The organism is Streptomyces sp. NPDC127108 (assembly GCF_042677545.1).
Classification (GTDB): Bacteria; Actinomycetota; Actinomycetes; order Streptomycetales; family Streptomycetaceae; genus Streptomyces.
Genome location: NZ_JBHXTE010000004.1, coordinates 82351 through 97250, shown reverse-complemented (window position 1 = coordinate 97250; position 14900 = coordinate 82351). Strand labels below are relative to the sequence as shown.

The window sequence follows — 14900 nt, the reverse complement described above, 5'->3', positions numbered from 1 at the left end:
ATTTTCCGGCGCCCCCGGCGGCGGCAGAGTCACCTGCATGAACGCTCCTTCCGGCTCCTCAGGATCTCCCGGTCCCGGCCTGTACGCGCTGAAGCCCTGGTACGCGCGGAAGCTCTCCGGCGTGCGCGGCGCGCTGGCCCGCCGCGAGGTGTCCCCGGACACGCTGACCGCGGCGGGCGTGGTGTGCGCGGCGGGCGCGGGAGCGACCCTGGCCTGGCTCCCGACTTGGCCACCGACCTGGCTCCCGACTTGGCTCCCCACCTGGCTCCCGGCCCCGCTCGCGGCCCTGCTCGCGGCCCTGCCGGTGGCGCTCCTGCTCGCGGCCCGCCTGGCGTTCGCGAACCTCGACGGCGCCCTGGCCCGCGACACCGGCCGCACCACGCGGCGCGGCGCCCTCCTCAACGAACTGGGCGACAGGGCTGCCGACTTGGCCGTCATCGCCGGTTTCCTGCCCCTGGCCCCCCTGTGGCTGGTGGCGACGGCGGCCCTGGCGGCGACACTCCCGTCCTGGGTCTCCCTCGCGGGCGCGGCGGCGGGCGCACCGCGCCTCAACGGCGGCCCGGTCGGCAAGACGGAACGCTGCGCCCTCGTGGTCGTGGCGGCGGCGTCCGGCTGGTGGGTCCCGATCCTCGCGGTGATCGCGGCGGGCTCGGCGGTGACGGCGGGGACGCGGTGCGTGCGGCTGTGGCGGGAGTTGGGCGAGGCGAGGCAGCCGACGGCGCCGGGGCCGCGGACGGCTCCGGGGCGGCTGGAGAGGCCGGGGCAGCCGCAGGCTCCGCGGCAGTTGGAGGCGCTGGAAGCACCGGCGCGACCAGGGCGGCCGGAGGCGGCGGGGCAGCCAGAGACGCCCCCCTCGCCGGAACAGCAAGCGACGCCGGGACAGCCGGAGAGGCCCGGGCCGCCGACGACACCGGGGCAGCCGCAGGCTCCGCGGGAGTCGGGGGCGTTGGAAGAGCCTGGGCGACCGGGACAGCCGGAGGCGGCGGGGCAGCCGGAGGCGGTCCCGTCGCCGGGGCGGGCGAGGACGTCCAGCCGGTCCGAAACGCTTGCAGTGCATGGGGAGTTGAGGGTGCGATGAGTCTCGCGGTTCTTGTCGGTGAGGCGGTCGGGCGGGCCGTGCCGGTCGTGGCCGGGGTGCTCGGGGCCGGGGGTGTGGCCGTGGCCGCGCTGCCCGCGCGGGTGCGGATGCGGGCCGAGCTGCGGCGGCGGTGGCGGACCTGGGCGCTGGCGGCGCCGCTGTTCCTCGGGGCGTTCTGGGCGGGCCCGGCGGGCGCGTTCGTGCTCGCGGCGGGGCTCGGGGCGGTCGCGGTCGGCGAGTACGCCCGGATGGCGGCCCTGCCGCGCGGCGAACGCGCGGTGCTGTGGACGGCGGCGGTCCTGCTCCCGGCGGCGGCCTGGGCCGCGCCGGACGCCCTCGACGTACGGGCCTTCGGCGCGCTCCTGCTCGTCGCCGCGCTGCCCGCGCTGTTCTCCGGCGACGCGGCCCACGGCTTCACCCGCGCCGCCCGTACCGTCTTCGGCCTGCTGTGGATCCCCGTGTCCCTGACCGGCCTCGTCCTGCTCGGCGACACGGCGGTGGCGGTGGGCGTGGCGGTGGCGTTCGGCGACGTGGGCGCGTGGTGCGGCGGCACGGCCCTGGGCCGCCGGGGCCCGCTGGCCCGCCCCCTCTCCGCCCTGTCCCCCAACAAGACCTGGGCGGGCGTCCTCGGCTCGGCCGCCGCGACCGCCGCCGCCCTGGCCGCGGTCGGCGCCTTCACACCCCTGCTCTGGCTCGCCGTCCTGACCGGCTGCGTCCTCGGCGATCTCCTGGAGTCCATGGTGAAGCGCGAGGCGGGCGTCAAGGACGCGGGCACCTGGCTCCCCGGCTTCGGCGGCCTCCTGGACCGGGTCGACTCCCTGCTCCTGGCCCTGCTCGTGACGATGGCGGTGACACTGTGACGACGCTGCCCCGCAGCCCACACCGGCCCGCGCACCCGTACCGGGTCCGGGGGACGGCCCGCCGAACACGCGGCCCGGCAACTTCTCAGCCCGTCCGGCGTTTGAGGACGAGGCGCGAAGCGCCGATCGGCGGCGGCCCGTCCCACGGCAACGGGACACCCACCCCGGGGTCCAGGGGCAGAGCCCCGGTTTCGGAGAAGGGGCGGGACTGGGGAAAGCACACCGCGGCGCTCCTACGGCGAGCCCTCTGGTGGACCCTCCTCACCCTCACCGGAGGCGTCTCCCGCCACGGCCACCTCCCCAAGGGCGGCTGCGTGGTCGTCGCGAACCACACCTCCCACGCGGACACAGCGGCCCTCCTGGCCGCCCTGGACGCGACCCACGCCCCCACGATCGCCGCGGCGGCGGACTACTGGTTCGCCTCCCGCTGGCGCAGCCGCGTCTGCTCCCGCCTGGCCGCAGGCTTCCCCGTACGCCGCACGGGCGGCGGCATGGACGACCTCCTGGCCAGGACGGCCGACCTGCGCGCGGGCCGCGCCGTGGTCCTGTTCCCGGAGGGCACCCGCGCCCGGGCGGGCGAGCTGGGCGCGTTCCACAAGGGCGCCCTGGTCCTGGCGAGGGAGGCGAACGTCCCCGTGGTCCCGGTGGGCATCGCGGGCACGGACCGCCTCCTGCCGAAGCACGGCCCCCTGCGCCCGGCCCTGGTCCGCGTCCGCATCGGCACCCCGCTCCCGCCGACGGCGACCCCGGAGGAGGCCCGCGACGCGGTGTCGGCACTGCACCGCCGTACCACCGAGGAACCCCTGAAGGACTCACGCGTCCGCAAGCGCGTCGCCCGCGTCCTCGCGAGCCGCTGGGCGCTGCCGCTGGCGTTCGCCTGGGCGTTCGCGGAGGCCCTGAGCTGGCCGCTGATGCCGGAGCTGCTCCTGGCGATCGTGTGCGTGGCGGTACCGCGCCGCGCCCTGAAGCTGTCCCTCGCGGCCCTGGCGGGAACGCTGGCGGGCGGCGTCCTCGCCCTCCAACTCGCCGCGTCCGGCGCCCAGTTGCCACAGCCGCTCACCACGGACCGGATGCGCGCGGAGGTGCGACAAGAGCTGGCCACGGACTCCGCGGCGGCGGTCCGCGACCAGCCGTGGAACGGCATCCCCTTCAAGGTGTACGCGGCCGGAGCGGGCCACGCCGACGTCCCGGCCCCGGACTGGCTGGCCCAGTCGGCCCTCGCGCGCGGCTCACGCACCCTCACGGTGGGCCTGGCGTGCGGCGCGTTCGGCTTCCTCGCCCACCGCCTGCGCCGCTGGTACGGCCTGTATCTGGCCCTGCTCGGCACCGGATTCACCATCGGCCTCTCGCTGATCGTAGGCAGCTGGAGCTGACCGGCACCTGCCCGAAGGGGCCGACGCACCGACACCCGGCCCGCCCCCGAAACCCGCTACCGCCCCCTGTCCGCCCCCGCCCCCGCGCGGCACACTCGGCTCATGCCTGATACCGAACAGAGCAAGCCGGAGACCGGACACCCCGAAGAGCGCTGGACCCCCATCCACGGGCAGCCCTACCGCTCCGTCCCCTACCGCCCGGCCCGCATGCCGGAGGCCGAATCCCTCAGCCAGGCCGCGGAGTTGAGGGACCGCATGCGGGAGCGCCGCACGGTGCGGCAGTTCTCGTCGGACCCGGTGCCGACGCAGGCGGTGCGGGACGCCATCGCCTGCGCGGCGACCGCGCCGTCGGGCGCGCACCAGCAGCCGTGGACGTTCGTCCTCGTACAGGATCCCGAGATACGCCGCCGCATCCGCGAGGCCGCCGAGCACGAGGAGCGCATCTCCTACGACGGGCGGCTCGGCGAGGAGTGGCTGGCCGCGCTACGCCCGCTCGGCACGGACGAGGTGAAGCGGCACCTGACGGACGCGCCCGCGCTGATCGTCGTCTTCCAGCAGCGGTACTGGCTGGGCGAGGACGGCACCAAGCACAAGCACTACTACGTGGACGAGTCCGTCGGCATCGCCGTCGGCATGCTCCTGTCCGCGCTGCACCTGTCGGGCCTGGCCGCGCTGGTGCACACGCCGAGCCCGATGCGGTTCCTGTCGGAGGTGCTGGGCCGCCCGGCGAACGAGAAGGCGTTCGCGGTGGTCCCCGTCGGCTATCCGGCCCCGGACTGCCAGGTCCCCGACCTGGTGCGCAAAGCACTGGACCAGGTGCTCGTGGAGGTCTGACCGGCCCGGCGGCTACACCGGCTCCCCTGCCAACGCCGGGTAGTCGGTGTAGCCCTCGGCCCCGTGCGTATAGAGGTGCGCCGCGTCGATGTCCTGGAGGGCCGCGCCGACCGCGAACCGCTCGGGCAGGTCGGGGTTGGAGATGAACGCCCGCCCGTAGGAGACGAGGTCGGCGCGGCCGGACGCGAGGACGGCCTCGCCGGCCTCGCGCGTCGTCGGGTCGCCGTTCTCGCCGACGTTGCCGATGAGCAGGCCGTGCCAGTGGGGGCGCAGGTCGGCGAGGGCGGGGTAGGTGTCGTTGTCGGTGAGGTGGAGGTAGGCGAGGCCGAGTCCGTCGATCTCGTCGAGCAGCGCGCGGTAGACGGGGCCGGGGTCGGCCTCGGACATGCCGAACTGCGGGTTGCCGGGGGAGAGCCGAAGGCCGAGCCGCCGGGCGCCGATGGCGTCGGCGACGGCGCGCACGACCTCGACGGCGAACCGGATGCGGTCGGCGACCGAGCCCCTGCCGTACGCGTCGTCGCGCAGGTTGGTGTTGTCGGCGAGGAACTGGTGGATCAAGTAGCTGTTGGCGCCGTGCAGTTCGACGCCGTCGAAACCGGCCTCGACGGCGTTGCGGGCGGCGTCCACGAAGTCCTGGACCGCCGTGCGGATGTCGTCGAGGCTCATCTCGCGCGGGGCGACGTAGTCGGGCTTGCTGCCGTCGGGGCCGTGCGCGTGGCCGGGCGGGGTCACGGCCGACGGCGCGAGCGGCAGGTCGCCGTCGATGCGGGCCAGCGGGTGGCCGTTGCGGCCGCCGTGCATCAACTGCGCGTAGATACGGCCCCCCGCGGCGTGCACGGCGTCGGTCACGTGCCGCCAGCCCTCGATGTGCGCGGCGGTCTCGAGCCCGGGGAAGCGCCAGCCGCTCTGGCCCCGGCTGCTGGGCCAGATGCCCTCGGTGACGATGAGGCCCGCGCTCGCGCGCTGGGCGTAGTGGTCGGCGACGACGGGCAACGGGGTGCCGTCCTCGGCGGCGCGGGCGCGGGTCATGGGAGCCATGACGATGCGGTTGGGCAGGAGGCCGAGGTGACCGGCGGAGTACGGGGCGAGAAGCGAGGCGTTCGTCATGCCGGAACCGTAGAAGTTGACGCCGGTGTCACATTCAAGTGCGAGCGCGATTCCTCTAACCATTAAAAGCATCTTGACCAGTTAGTCGCGAGCATGCTCTACTCGCCCTATCGCAACCACCAAAGCAAACTTGAGGGGTTAGAGATGAGCACCCAGGTGCACTACCGGTCCATCGACGTCCGCGGCCACGAGGTCTTCTACCGCGAGGCGGGCCCCGCCGACGCCCCCGCCCTGCTGCTTCTGCACGGCTTCCCGACCAGCTCGCACATGTTCCGGGACCTCATCCCGCGCCTCGCCGGGCGCTATCGCGTGATCGCTCCGGACCACATCGGCTTCGGGCGCTCGGCGACGCCCGCCGTCGCCGACTTCCCGTACACCTTCGCCGAACTCGCCCTCGTCACCGCCGAGTTCACCGAGGCGATCGGCCTGGAGCGGTTCGCGCTGTACGTGCAGGACTACGGCGCCCCGATCGGCCTGCGCCTCGCGCTCGCCCACCCGGACCGGGTCACGGCGATCGTCACGCAGAACGGCAACGCGTACGAGGAGGGGCTCGGCAAGGAGGCGTGGGCGCCCGTGTTCGCGTACATCGCGGCGCCGAGCGAGGAGACGGCCGGGCCGGTGCGCGAGATCCGCTCCCCCGAGGGCATCAAGTGGCAGTACACGCACGGCGTCCCGGACCCGAGCGCGGTCAGCCCGGACGCCTGGGAGCACGACGCGGCCCTGATGGCGCGCGCGGGCCAGGACGAGATCCAGCTGGCCCTCATGGGCGACTACGGCAGCAACATCGACCTCTACCCGGACTTCCACGCCTACTTCCGCGCGAGCCAGGTGCCGGTGCTCGCCGTGTGGGGCGGCCACGACGAGATCTTCGTGCCCGCGGGGGCGGTCGCCTTCCAGCGCGACCTGCCCGAGGCGGAGATCCACCTGCTGCCGACGGGCCACTTCGCCCTGGAGACGCACGCGGAGCAGATCGCCGGCCTGATCGACGACTTCCTCGCCCGGCGGGTGCGGTAGTCCGGACACGTCACCGCCCCCGGCCGGGGTGGGGCCCAGGCCGGGGGCGGGGGTGTGGGTGGCGTCGGACCTCGGGCGGGTCCGACGCCGGTCGGGGGGTCAGCCCATGTGCGGGTAGCCGTACTCGGTCGGCGGGACCAGCGTCTCCTTGATGGCGCGGGTCAGGGTCCAGCGCTGCAGGTTCTGCGGGGCGCCGGCCTTGTCGTTGGTGCCGGAGGCACGGCCGCCGCCGAAGGGCTGCTGGCCGACGACGGCGCCGGTCGACTTGTCGTTGATGTAGAAGTTGCCCGCGGCGTAGCGGAGCTTCTCCATCGTGTACGCGGCGGCGGCGCGGTCACCCGCGATGACCGAGCCGGTGAGCGCGTAGTCCGACGCCGACTCCATCTGGGTCAGCATCTCCTCGTACTTGTCGTCCTCATAGACGTGCACGGCGAGGAACGGGCCGAAGTACTCCGTCGTGAAGACCTCGTTGGCCGGGTCGGTGCACTCGACGACGGTCGGGCGCACGAAGTAGCCGACGGAGTCGTCGTAGGTGCCGCCCGCGACGATCGTGCAGGTCTCGTCCGCCTTGGCGCGGTCGATCGCGGCCTTGTTCTTCGCGAAGGAACGCTCGTCGATGACGGCGCCGATGAAGTTCGACAGGTCGGTGACGTCACCCATCTTGATGCCGTCGACCTCGGCCGCGAACTCCTCCTTGAAGCCCGAGTTCCAGATGGAGGCCGGAATGTACGCGCGCGAGGACGCGGAGCACTTCTGGCCCTGGAACTCGAAGGAGCCGCGGGTCAGCGCGGTCTTCAGGACGGCGCGGTCGGCGCTCGGGTGCGCGACGACGAAGTCCTTGCCGCCGGTCTCGCCGACCAGACGCGGGTAGGTGCGGTACTTCGCGATGTTCTCGCCGACCGTCTTCCACAGGTGCTGGAAGGTCGCCGTCGAGCCGGTGAAGTGGATGCCCGCGAGGTCGCGGTGGTGCAGGGCGACCTCGGAGACCGCGATGCCGTCGCCGGTGACCAGGTTGATGACGCCCTTGGGCAGGCCCGCCTCCTCCAGGAGCTGCATGAGGAGGACGGCGGCGTGCGTCTGCGTCGGGGACGGCTTCCACACGACCACGTTGCCCATCAGGGCCGGGGCGGTGGGGAGGTTGCCCGCGATGGCCGTGAAGTTGAACGGGGTGATCGCGTAGACGAAGCCCTCGAGCGGGCGGTGGTCCAGACGGTTCCAGACGCCCGTGGAGTTCGCCGGGGGCTGCTCGGCGAGCAGGTCGCGGGCGTACTTCACGTTGAAGCGCCAGAAGTCGACGAGCTCACAGGGAGTGTCGATCTCGGCCTGCTGGGCGGTCTTGGACTGGCCGAGCATGGTGGAGGCGGCCAGCGTCTCGCGCCACGTCGTGGACAGCAGCTCGGCGGCGCGCAGGATGATCGCGGCGCGGTCGTCGAAGGACATCGCGCGCCACGCCGGGGCGGCGGCCAGGGCGGCGTCGATCGCGTCCTGGGCGTCCTGCTGGGTGGCGCCGCGGCCGGTGCCGATGACGGCCTGGTGGTTGTGCGGCTGCACGACCTGGAAGGGCTCGCCGCCGCCGAGGCGCTTCACGCCGCCGATCGTCATCGGCAGCTCGATCGGGTTCTCGGACAGCTCCTTGAGCTTGGTCTCGAGCCGGGCGCGCTCCGGGGAGCCGGGGGCGTAGCCGTGGACCGGCTCGTTGACCGGGGCGGGGACCTGGGTCACAGCGTCCATGAGTTCCGTAACTCCTTTGTGCGGGGGAAATCTGGCGGCCGGGGGCGGGCTCAGCCCTTGGTGAGGACCGACCGGGCGAAGAACAGCAGGTTCGCCGGCTTCTCCGCGAGACGGCGCATGAAGTAGCCGTACCAGTCGGTGCCGTAGGCGGTGTACACGCGCATCCGGTGGCCTTCGGCGGCGAGTCGCAGGTGCTCGTCGCTGCGGATGCCGTACAGCATCTGGAATTCGTACTCGTCCAGTTTGCGCCCGGCGCGGCGCGCGAGCTCCTGGGTGATGGCGATGAGTCGCGGGTCGTGGGACCCGATCATGGGGTAGCCGGAGCCCTCCATGAGGATCTTCAGGATCCGGACGTACGCCTTGTCGATCTCGGCCTTGTCCTGGTACGCGACGGAGGCGGGCTCCTTGTAGGCGCCCTTCACGATGCGCACGCGGCTGCCGTTGGCGGCCAGGCGGCGGGCGTCGTCCTCGGTGCGGAACAGGTACGACTGGATCACGCAGCCCGTCTGCGGGAAGTCCTGCCGCAGCTCCTCGTGGATGGCGAACATCGAGTCGAGGGTGGTGTGGTCCTCGGCGTCGAGGGTGACGGTGGTGCCGATCGCGGCGGCGGCCTCCACGACGGGCCGGACATTGGCGAGGGCCAGTTCGTGGCCGCCCTCCAGCGCTTGTCCGAACATCGACAGCTTCACGGACATCTCGGCCTTGGTGCCGAGGCCGAGGTCCTTGAGCCGGTCGATGAGCTCCAGGTAGGCGTCGCGCGCGGCGTGGGACTGCTCGACGGTGGTGATGTCCTCGCCCACCACGTCCAGGGTGACCTCGAGGCCCTTGTCGGCGGCGTCGACGACGATCGGGACCACCTGGTCGACCGTCTCACCGGCGATGAACCGGTCGACGACCTGCTTGGTGCCCGGCGCCGCCGACACGAAACGGCGCATCTGGTCACTGCGCGACGCGGCAAGGATCACGGGACCCAGCACGGGCACCTCCACGGGAGTACGAGCGAGTGCCGTACCGACAATTTTGCGACAAAACCGGTACGACACGGAGAACCACCGTGAAACTTATGGATCCCTCCGACCGTGGGCCATCGACACCTGTCACGCATCCGTGGGCTGGATCTCAGACATATGTATGAGGGGCGGGCTGGACTGCGTGACAATGGATTCCGGACGGGCCCGGGACGGGCTTCGTACGGCACGGGCGCGAGCGAAGGGCGGCAGCGGGTGAAGGGCGACTACCAGGAACTGGTCGACGAGATCTCGACCCTGCTCGGCGCGCCCGCCACGCTGGAGAACCGCGACTTCGAGCTGATCGCCTTCGGCGCCCACGACGGCGGCGACGGCCTCGACGCGCCCGACCTCGACCCGGTCAGGACCCGCTCGATCCTCACCCGCCGCTCCACCGCCCAGGTCCGCGCCTGGTTCGAGAGCTTCGGCATCACCCGCGCCACAAGCCCGGTCCGGATCCCGCCCACCCCGGAAGCGGGCGTGCACCGCGGCCGCGTCTGCCTCCCGGTACGCCATCGGGGTTTCGCCCTGGGCTACGTCTGGCTGCTCGACGACGAGCCGGGCCCCACGGACGCCCAGCTCACCGCCGCCATGGAGGTGGCCGCGCGGATCGGGGCGCTGCTCGCGGAGGAGGCCCAGGCGGGCGCCGACCTCACCCGGGAGTTCCGGGCGGCCCTGACGGCGGAGCGCGGCTGGCAGCGGGACATGACGGTGGCGGCGCTGCACACGGCGCTCGGGCCGCGCGCGGACGGGCCGCACGCCCTGGTGTGCGTGGCGCCCTGGCACTCCCCCGGCTCCCGACGGCACTCCGGCGGCGGACCGGCGGCCGCCGCCCCCGCCCCCGACCCGATCGCCGACCCGGACGAGGCGCCCGCACTGCGGACGGTGCCGGGCGCGGCGGCGCTGTGCACGGTGCCGTGGGCCACCGCGCCCGGCGTCCTCGGCCAGGCGCTCGCGGTCCTGGTGCGCCTCCGGTCGGCGGACGCCCTGACGCCCGCCCTCACGGCGGCCGCGCGCCTGGCGGAGTCGGCGGGGCAGGGCGCGGCGGCCGGGGTGGCCGGGGCGCGGCGGGGGCTCGACGACCTGGGGGCGGCCTGGGGCGAGGCGACGGCGGCGGCGCGGGCGGCGCTCGCCGAACCGCGGTTCGCGCCGCTCGCGCGCTGGTCGGACATCGGGCCCTACCGGCTGCTCACGGCCCTTCCCCCGGAGGCGGCGCGGGACGCGGCGGCCCGCGAACTCCTCTCCCCCACCCATCGCGAACTGGCCCGCACGGCCGAGGTGTTCCTCGACCGCGCGGGCCAGGCGGGACGCGCGGCGGCCGAGCTGGGCATCCACCGCCAGACCCTCTACTACCGCCTCTCGCGCGTGGAGCAGCTCACGAAGCTGGACCTGGACGAGGGCGAGGACCGGCTCCTGCTGCACATGGTCCTCAAGGCGTCGCGCCTGTAGCGGACGCCTGGCCGATCAGGTCGTGACCAGGTCGTCCACCGTCGGCGCGACCCGGCCGAACAGGTCGCCGATCGTGGCCAGCGCGGCGGTGTGCAGGGCCGTCGCGGGCAGGGCGGTGCCGTCGGTGTCGGCGAGGGTGCGGGTGGCGGTGGCCTCGGCGACGACGGTGGGCCGGTAGCCGAGGTTGAAGGCCCCCTGGGCGGTGAAGGTGACGCACATGTGCGTCATGAACCCGGCGAGCACCAGCTCCGCGCCCGCCTCGACGCCCAGCTCACCGAGGACCTCCTGGAGCCGGGTGTCGTGGAAGGAGTTGGGGAACTGCTTGACCACGACGGGCTCCCCGTCGACGGGGGCGACCTCGTCGCAGACGGCGCCGATCTCCGCGCGGATGTCGTAGGGAGTGCCCTCGCCCCCGTCGTTCACGACGTGGATCACGGGGATGCCGGCGGCGCGGGCGGCGGCCAGGAGCCGAGCGCCGGCGGCGAGCGCCTCGCGCGCGCCCTCCAGCTCCATCACGCCGGTGGTGTACGTGTTCTGGTAGTCGATCAGGATCAGGGTGGTGTCACCGAGCCGGGGCAGCCCGGCCTCCAGGCCGATCACCTCGCGGAGGGTGGCGGAGGGCTTCGTGGCAGCGGTCATGGCTGAGGTTCCTTTCGAGGTGGGTACGCGACGGGCGCGCGGGCACGGCGAAGCCGCACGGCTCGCGTGTGTGCCCGGGGCCCGGGGCCGGTGGGTGAAGGTGGTGCCGGATCCGGCGGATCAGATGGACGGATCAGGCGGGTGGATCAGATGTGGATCAGATGTGGATCAGGTGGTGGTGCGAAAGCGGCGGCGATAGGCCGCGGGGGTCGTGTCGATCTGTTTGCGCAGCGCCCGGTGCAGGGTCTCCACGGAGCCGAACCCGCTGGCCGCGGCGACCTGTTCGAGCGGTTCGTCGGTGCTTTCGAGGAGGCGGCGGGCCGCCTCCACCCGGACGGCCTCGACGTAGGCGGCGGGCCCGGTGCCGGTCTCCTGGCGGAAGACCCGCGCGAAGTGCCGTTCGCTGAGGGACATCCGCCCGGCGAGCGCCGCCGCCGACAGGTCGGCGTCGAGGTGCTCCGCGATGTACATCCGCAGCTCCTCGATGTCCCGCCGGGACGCGGGCGGCCGGCTCAGCGGTACGGAGAACTGGCTCTGCCCGCCCTGGCGCTTGAGGTACATCACCAGTTGCCTGGCCACCGTGAGGGCGACCTTCTCGCCCAGGTCCTCGGCCACCAGGGCGAGCGCCAGATCCATACAGGCGCTGATGCCCGCCCCGGTCCACACCCGCCCGGACCGCACGAAGATCGGGTCGGGGTCGACCGTCACCGCCGGGTGTTCGGCGGCGAGTTGGGCGGCGGTCGACCAGTGGGTGGTCACCCGCTTCCCGTCGAGCAGCCCCGCCGCGGCGAGGACGTGCGCGCCGACGCACACCGACGCCACCCGCCGGGCGCCGGGCGCGGTCTGCTTCACCCACGCCACGACGTCCTGGTCGATCCGGGCGACCGGACCTTCGGGGAGCATGTCGACGGCTCCGGGCACGAGCAGCGTGTCGATGACACCGCCACACCCCCCGACACCGCCCCCGCCGCCCCCGCCGACCTCGGCGACCTCGGCGACCTCGGCGAAGGAGAGGTCGGCGAGGAGCCGCACCCCCGCCGACGTGGTGACGGCGCCGCCGGTCGGTCCCGCCAGCTGCACGTCGTAGCCCGCGCGGCCGCCGGTCTCCCGGTTGGCCAGCGCGAACACCTCGGCCGGACCGGTCACGTCGAGAAGGTCGACGTCCGGGAAGACCGCGATGACGATGCGTCGGGAGCGGGGCATGCACTTATCGTCGCCCGCGCCCCGCACATCCACAATGACGGGCTTCTGTCACATCCGGCCACACCGGAGACCCGCGTCAGCCGTCAGCCCTGCCCGCCCCGGGCACCCCATCCACCCCGGGCGCCCCATCCACCCGGGGCACCTCATCCACCCCAGGCGCCCCGCCCTTCCGAGGCTCCCTCGCCACCCCAGGCGCCCCCGCCCGCTCCATCACGCGCCGCAGTCCCTCCGTCAGCTGCGCCGCGTCCGTCGCCGAGTCCGGGTCGAAGAGCCACTGCACCATCAGCCCGTTGAGCAGCGTCGCGTAGAGCCGCCCCTCCGCGTCGAGGACGTCGTCGCCCAGCGTGCCCTCGTCGACGTCGAGCAGCAGCGCGGCGAGCCCCGCGCGCCCCTCCCGCTGCGCCCTGGCGACGAGTTCGCGCACTCCGGGCAGCCGGTCGCCGTGGGTGACGAACTCCAGGCTGAGCAACCACACCCCGCGCGCCTCGGGGAACGTACGGATGACGTTGCCCCACACCTCCCGGAACCGCTCGAGGGAGCCGCCCGGCGCCCCGCCCGCGTCGCCCACCGGGTCGAAGGCGTCGCCGATGGACTCGATGAGCGCGATGTAGGCCTGCGCGAGCAGAGCGTCCTTCGAGCCGTAGTGGTACCCGATCGACGCGAGGTTCGTCCCCGACTCCTTGACGACGTCGCGGGCCGTGGTGCGCACGAACCCCTTCTCCAGCAGGCAGCGCTTGGCGCCTTCGAGCAGATCCTCACGGTGTCCCATGCACCAACCCTACCCACGATCCAGACACCCGTCCCACACGCTCGTCCCACACGCTCGTCCCACACACCCGTCTCACACGCCAGTCTCACACGTCCGTACTAGACAGTTGTTTTATACGCCCGTACAGTCCCGGTCATGCCTACGAACCCACCCTCGTCCCCACCCCCGCAGTCGCCGCCGCCCCTGACCTCCGCACCCGTCCCCGCCCGAGCGGGCCGCAAGGAGTGGACGGCCCTGGCCGTCCTGATGCTGCCGCTGCTGCTCGTCTCGATGGACGTCTCGGTCCTGTACTTCGCGGTTCCCGCGATCAACGCCGACCTGGAGCCGACCGGCACCCAACAGCTGTGGATCTTCGACGTGTACGCCTTCGTGCTCGCCGGACTGCTCATGACCATGGGCTCGTTGGGCGACCGCGTGGGCCGCCGCAAGCTGCTGCTCTGCGGCGCCGCCGCGTTCGGCGCGGCCTCCCTCACCGCCGCGTACGCCGACAGCGCCGAACTCCTCATCGCCGCCCGCGCCGTCCTCGGCATCGGCGGCGCCACCCTGATGCCGTCCACGCTCGCGCTGGTGCGCACCCTGTTCCGCGACCCCGGGCAGCGCGCGCAGGCGATCGGCATCTGGTCCGGTGTGCTCGTCGCCGGTGTCGCGCTCGGCTCGGTGCTCAGCGGGGTGCTCGTCGAGTTCTTCTGGTGGGGCTCGGTGTTCCTGGTGAACCTGCCCGCGATGGCGCTGCTCCTGGTCCTCGCGCCGGTCCTCATCCCGGAGTCCAGGGACCCGCACCCGGGCCGCTTCGACCTCCTGAGCGTGCCCCTCTCCCTGGCGGCGGTGCTCCCCGTCGTCTACGGCCTCAAGGAGATCCCCTCCGAGGGCCCGCACCAGGAGTACGTCGTGTCGATCGCCGTGGGCCTCGTCTTCGCCGCCCTCTTCGTCCGCCGCCAGCGCACGGCCGCGTCACCGCTGATCTCCCCCGCCCTGTTCCGCGGGGCGCGCGGCTTCGGCCCCGCCGTCCTCCTCAACCTCATCTCGTCGTTCGCGATGATGGGTTCGGCGTACTACACGACGCAGTACCTGCAGTCCGTCCTCGGCAAGAGCGCGCTGGAGGCGGCCCTGTGGGCGCTGCTCCCCTCGGTCCTCATCGGCTGCGCGGCACCGGTCGCGACGGCGCTGGTGGGGCGCGGCGTCGACCGGGCGTATGTGGTCGCGGGCGGCTTCGCGGTCGCGGCGTGCGGGTACGGGCTGCTGTTCCTCGCGGACACCGACGCGATGTGGACGGTGCTCGCCGGGGCGGGCGTGCTGGCCTGCGGCGCGGTCGTCGTCGGCTCGCAGCTGACCGACCTGGCGCTGGGGGCGGCGCCCGCCGAGAAGGCCGGGGCGGCGTCGTCGCTCCTGGAGACCGGGCAGGAGTTCGGCGGGGCGCTCGGGATGGCGCTGCTCGGGTCGGTCGGTACGGCGGTGTATCGCGGGGAGATGCCCGCGGGGGCGCCGGATGAGGCGCGGGAGACACTCGGCGGCGCGGTGGCCGTCGCCGCGCACTTGCCCTCGCCTGCGGCGGAGGCGCTTGTGGCGGCGGCGCGGTCGTCGTTCACCAGCGGCATGCATATGGCCGCGGTGGTGGGGGCGGGGGTGCTGCTCGCGGCGGCGGGAGTTGCGGCAGTGGCGCTGCGCGGAGCTCCCCGATCCCGCCCCTTCCCGAACTGGGGCTCCGCCCCAGACCCCGCTCCTCAAACGCCGGAGGGGCTGGATGGTTTCAGCCCGTCCGGCGTTTGAGGACGAGGCGCGGAGCGCCGATCAGCGGGGGTCCGGGGGCGCAGCCCCCGGTTTCGGGAAGGGGCGGGA

Annotated in this window: 13 protein-coding genes; 7 read left to right on the top strand and 6 right to left on the bottom strand. The window is 73.5% G+C overall.

Annotation, left to right across the window (positions count from 1 at the left end; translation table 11 throughout):
• Nucleotides 1–37 precede the first annotated feature (37 nt).
• The 4 genes from ACFVHO_RS05020 to ACFVHO_RS05005 all read left to right on the top strand — a co-directional run bounded on the left by ACFVHO_RS05020 (nt 38) and on the right by ACFVHO_RS05005 (nt 4145).
• Entirely contained in the window at nt 38–1078 is a 1041-nt protein-coding gene (locus ACFVHO_RS05020) for a CDP-alcohol phosphatidyltransferase family protein (RefSeq protein WP_385710338.1), read from the top strand.
• A complete protein-coding gene (locus ACFVHO_RS05015; RefSeq protein WP_385710335.1) occupies nt 1075–1938 on the top strand; it encodes a phosphatidate cytidylyltransferase in 864 nt (287 codons plus the stop codon). Before ACFVHO_RS05020 ends, ACFVHO_RS05015 begins: the two co-directional genes overlap by 4 nt.
• Nucleotides 1935–3311 (top strand): lysophospholipid acyltransferase family protein, encoded by a 1377-nt coding sequence (locus ACFVHO_RS05010; RefSeq protein ID WP_385710332.1) that lies wholly within the window; start codon nt 1935–1937, stop codon nt 3309–3311. The genes ACFVHO_RS05015 and ACFVHO_RS05010 overlap by 4 nt, the downstream gene beginning before the upstream one ends.
• Nucleotides 3312–3413: 102 nt before the next feature.
• Complete coding sequence (locus ACFVHO_RS05005; protein ID WP_385710329.1) at nt 3414–4145, top strand: nitroreductase family protein; 732 nt, start codon at nt 3414–3416, stop codon at nt 4143–4145.
• Between the two features lie 12 nt (nt 4146–4157).
• Here ACFVHO_RS05005 and ACFVHO_RS05000 read toward each other — a convergent pair whose 3' ends face one another.
• Nucleotides 4158–5252 (bottom strand): alkene reductase, encoded by a 1095-nt coding sequence (locus ACFVHO_RS05000; protein WP_385710327.1) that lies wholly within the window; start codon nt 5250–5252, stop codon nt 4158–4160.
• 144 nt (nt 5253–5396) lie between these two features.
• Between ACFVHO_RS05000 and ACFVHO_RS04995 the strand changes: the two genes are divergently transcribed.
• The gene (locus tag ACFVHO_RS04995) at nt 5397–6266 is read left to right on the top strand and encodes an alpha/beta fold hydrolase (RefSeq protein ID WP_385710324.1); all 870 of its coding nucleotides are present in this window, start codon (nt 5397–5399) and stop codon (nt 6264–6266) included.
• Nucleotides 6267–6365: 99 nt separating this feature from the next.
• Here ACFVHO_RS04995 and pruA read toward each other — a convergent pair whose 3' ends face one another.
• Complete coding sequence (gene pruA, locus ACFVHO_RS04990; protein WP_385710321.1) at nt 6366–7997, bottom strand: L-glutamate gamma-semialdehyde dehydrogenase; 1632 nt, start codon at nt 7995–7997, stop codon at nt 6366–6368.
• Between the two features lie 50 nt (nt 7998–8047).
• On the bottom strand, nt 8048–8974 hold the full coding sequence (locus tag ACFVHO_RS04985) for a proline dehydrogenase family protein (RefSeq protein ID WP_385710318.1): 927 nt from the start codon (nt 8972–8974) through the stop codon (nt 8048–8050).
• A 150-nt stretch (nt 8975–9124) separates the two neighbouring features.
• On the opposite strand from ACFVHO_RS04985, the gene ACFVHO_RS04980 reads away from it, so the two are divergent.
• Nucleotides 9125–10453 carry a helix-turn-helix domain-containing protein gene (locus tag ACFVHO_RS04980; RefSeq protein WP_385710315.1) on the top strand — a complete coding sequence of 443 codons (1329 nt, stop codon included), beginning with the start codon at nt 9125–9127 and terminating at the stop codon, nt 10451–10453.
• A gap of 15 nt (nt 10454–10468) precedes the next feature.
• On the opposite strand, the gene ACFVHO_RS04975 is transcribed toward ACFVHO_RS04980, so the two are convergent.
• The 3 genes from ACFVHO_RS04975 to ACFVHO_RS04965 form a co-directional block, all read right to left on the bottom strand.
• Nucleotides 10469–11092, bottom strand: a complete 624-nt coding sequence (locus ACFVHO_RS04975; RefSeq protein WP_385710312.1) for an isochorismatase family protein — start codon at nt 11090–11092, stop codon at nt 10469–10471.
• Between the two features lie 168 nt (nt 11093–11260).
• The gene (locus ACFVHO_RS04970; RefSeq protein WP_385710309.1) at nt 11261–12295 is read right to left on the bottom strand and encodes a GlxA family transcriptional regulator; all 1035 of its coding nucleotides are present in this window, start codon (nt 12293–12295) and stop codon (nt 11261–11263) included.
• A gap of 76 nt (nt 12296–12371) precedes the next feature.
• Complete coding sequence (locus ACFVHO_RS04965; RefSeq protein ID WP_385710306.1) at nt 12372–13064, bottom strand: TetR/AcrR family transcriptional regulator; 693 nt, start codon at nt 13062–13064, stop codon at nt 12372–12374.
• Nucleotides 13065–13199: 135 nt separating this feature from the next.
• Here ACFVHO_RS04965 and ACFVHO_RS04960 point away from each other — a divergent pair, with 135 nt between their 5' ends.
• Entirely contained in the window at nt 13200–14831 is a 1632-nt protein-coding gene (locus ACFVHO_RS04960) for an MFS transporter (protein WP_385710303.1), read from the top strand.
• Nucleotides 14832–14900: the final 69 nt, after the last annotated feature.

Bases quoted from the DNA above. Each gene is read 5' to 3' on its own strand.
- ACFVHO_RS05020 (WP_385710338.1), top strand. From the start codon at position 38: ATGAACGCTCCTTCCGGCTCCTCAGGATCTCCCGGTCCCGGCCTGTAC.
- ACFVHO_RS05015 (WP_385710335.1), top strand. From the start codon at position 1,075: ATGAGTCTCGCGGTTCTTGTCGGTGAGGCGGTCGGGCGGGCCGTGCCG.
- ACFVHO_RS05005 (WP_385710329.1), top strand. From the start codon at position 3,414: ATGCCTGATACCGAACAGAGCAAGCCGGAGACCGGACACCCCGAAGAG.
- ACFVHO_RS05000 (WP_385710327.1), bottom strand. From the start codon at position 5,252: ATGACGAACGCCTCGCTTCTCGCCCCGTACTCCGCCGGTCACCTCGGC.
- ACFVHO_RS04995 (WP_385710324.1), top strand. From the start codon at position 5,397: ATGAGCACCCAGGTGCACTACCGGTCCATCGACGTCCGCGGCCACGAG.
- pruA (WP_385710321.1), bottom strand. From the start codon at position 7,997: ATGGACGCTGTGACCCAGGTCCCCGCCCCGGTCAACGAGCCGGTCCAC.
- ACFVHO_RS04980 (WP_385710315.1), top strand. From the start codon at position 9,125: ATGTATGAGGGGCGGGCTGGACTGCGTGACAATGGATTCCGGACGGGC.
- ACFVHO_RS04975 (WP_385710312.1), bottom strand. From the start codon at position 11,092: ATGACCGCTGCCACGAAGCCCTCCGCCACCCTCCGCGAGGTGATCGGC.
- ACFVHO_RS04970 (WP_385710309.1), bottom strand. From the start codon at position 12,295: ATGCCCCGCTCCCGACGCATCGTCATCGCGGTCTTCCCGGACGTCGAC.
- ACFVHO_RS04965 (WP_385710306.1), bottom strand. From the start codon at position 13,064: ATGGGACACCGTGAGGATCTGCTCGAAGGCGCCAAGCGCTGCCTGCTG.
- ACFVHO_RS04960 (WP_385710303.1), top strand. From the start codon at position 13,200: ATGCCTACGAACCCACCCTCGTCCCCACCCCCGCAGTCGCCGCCGCCC.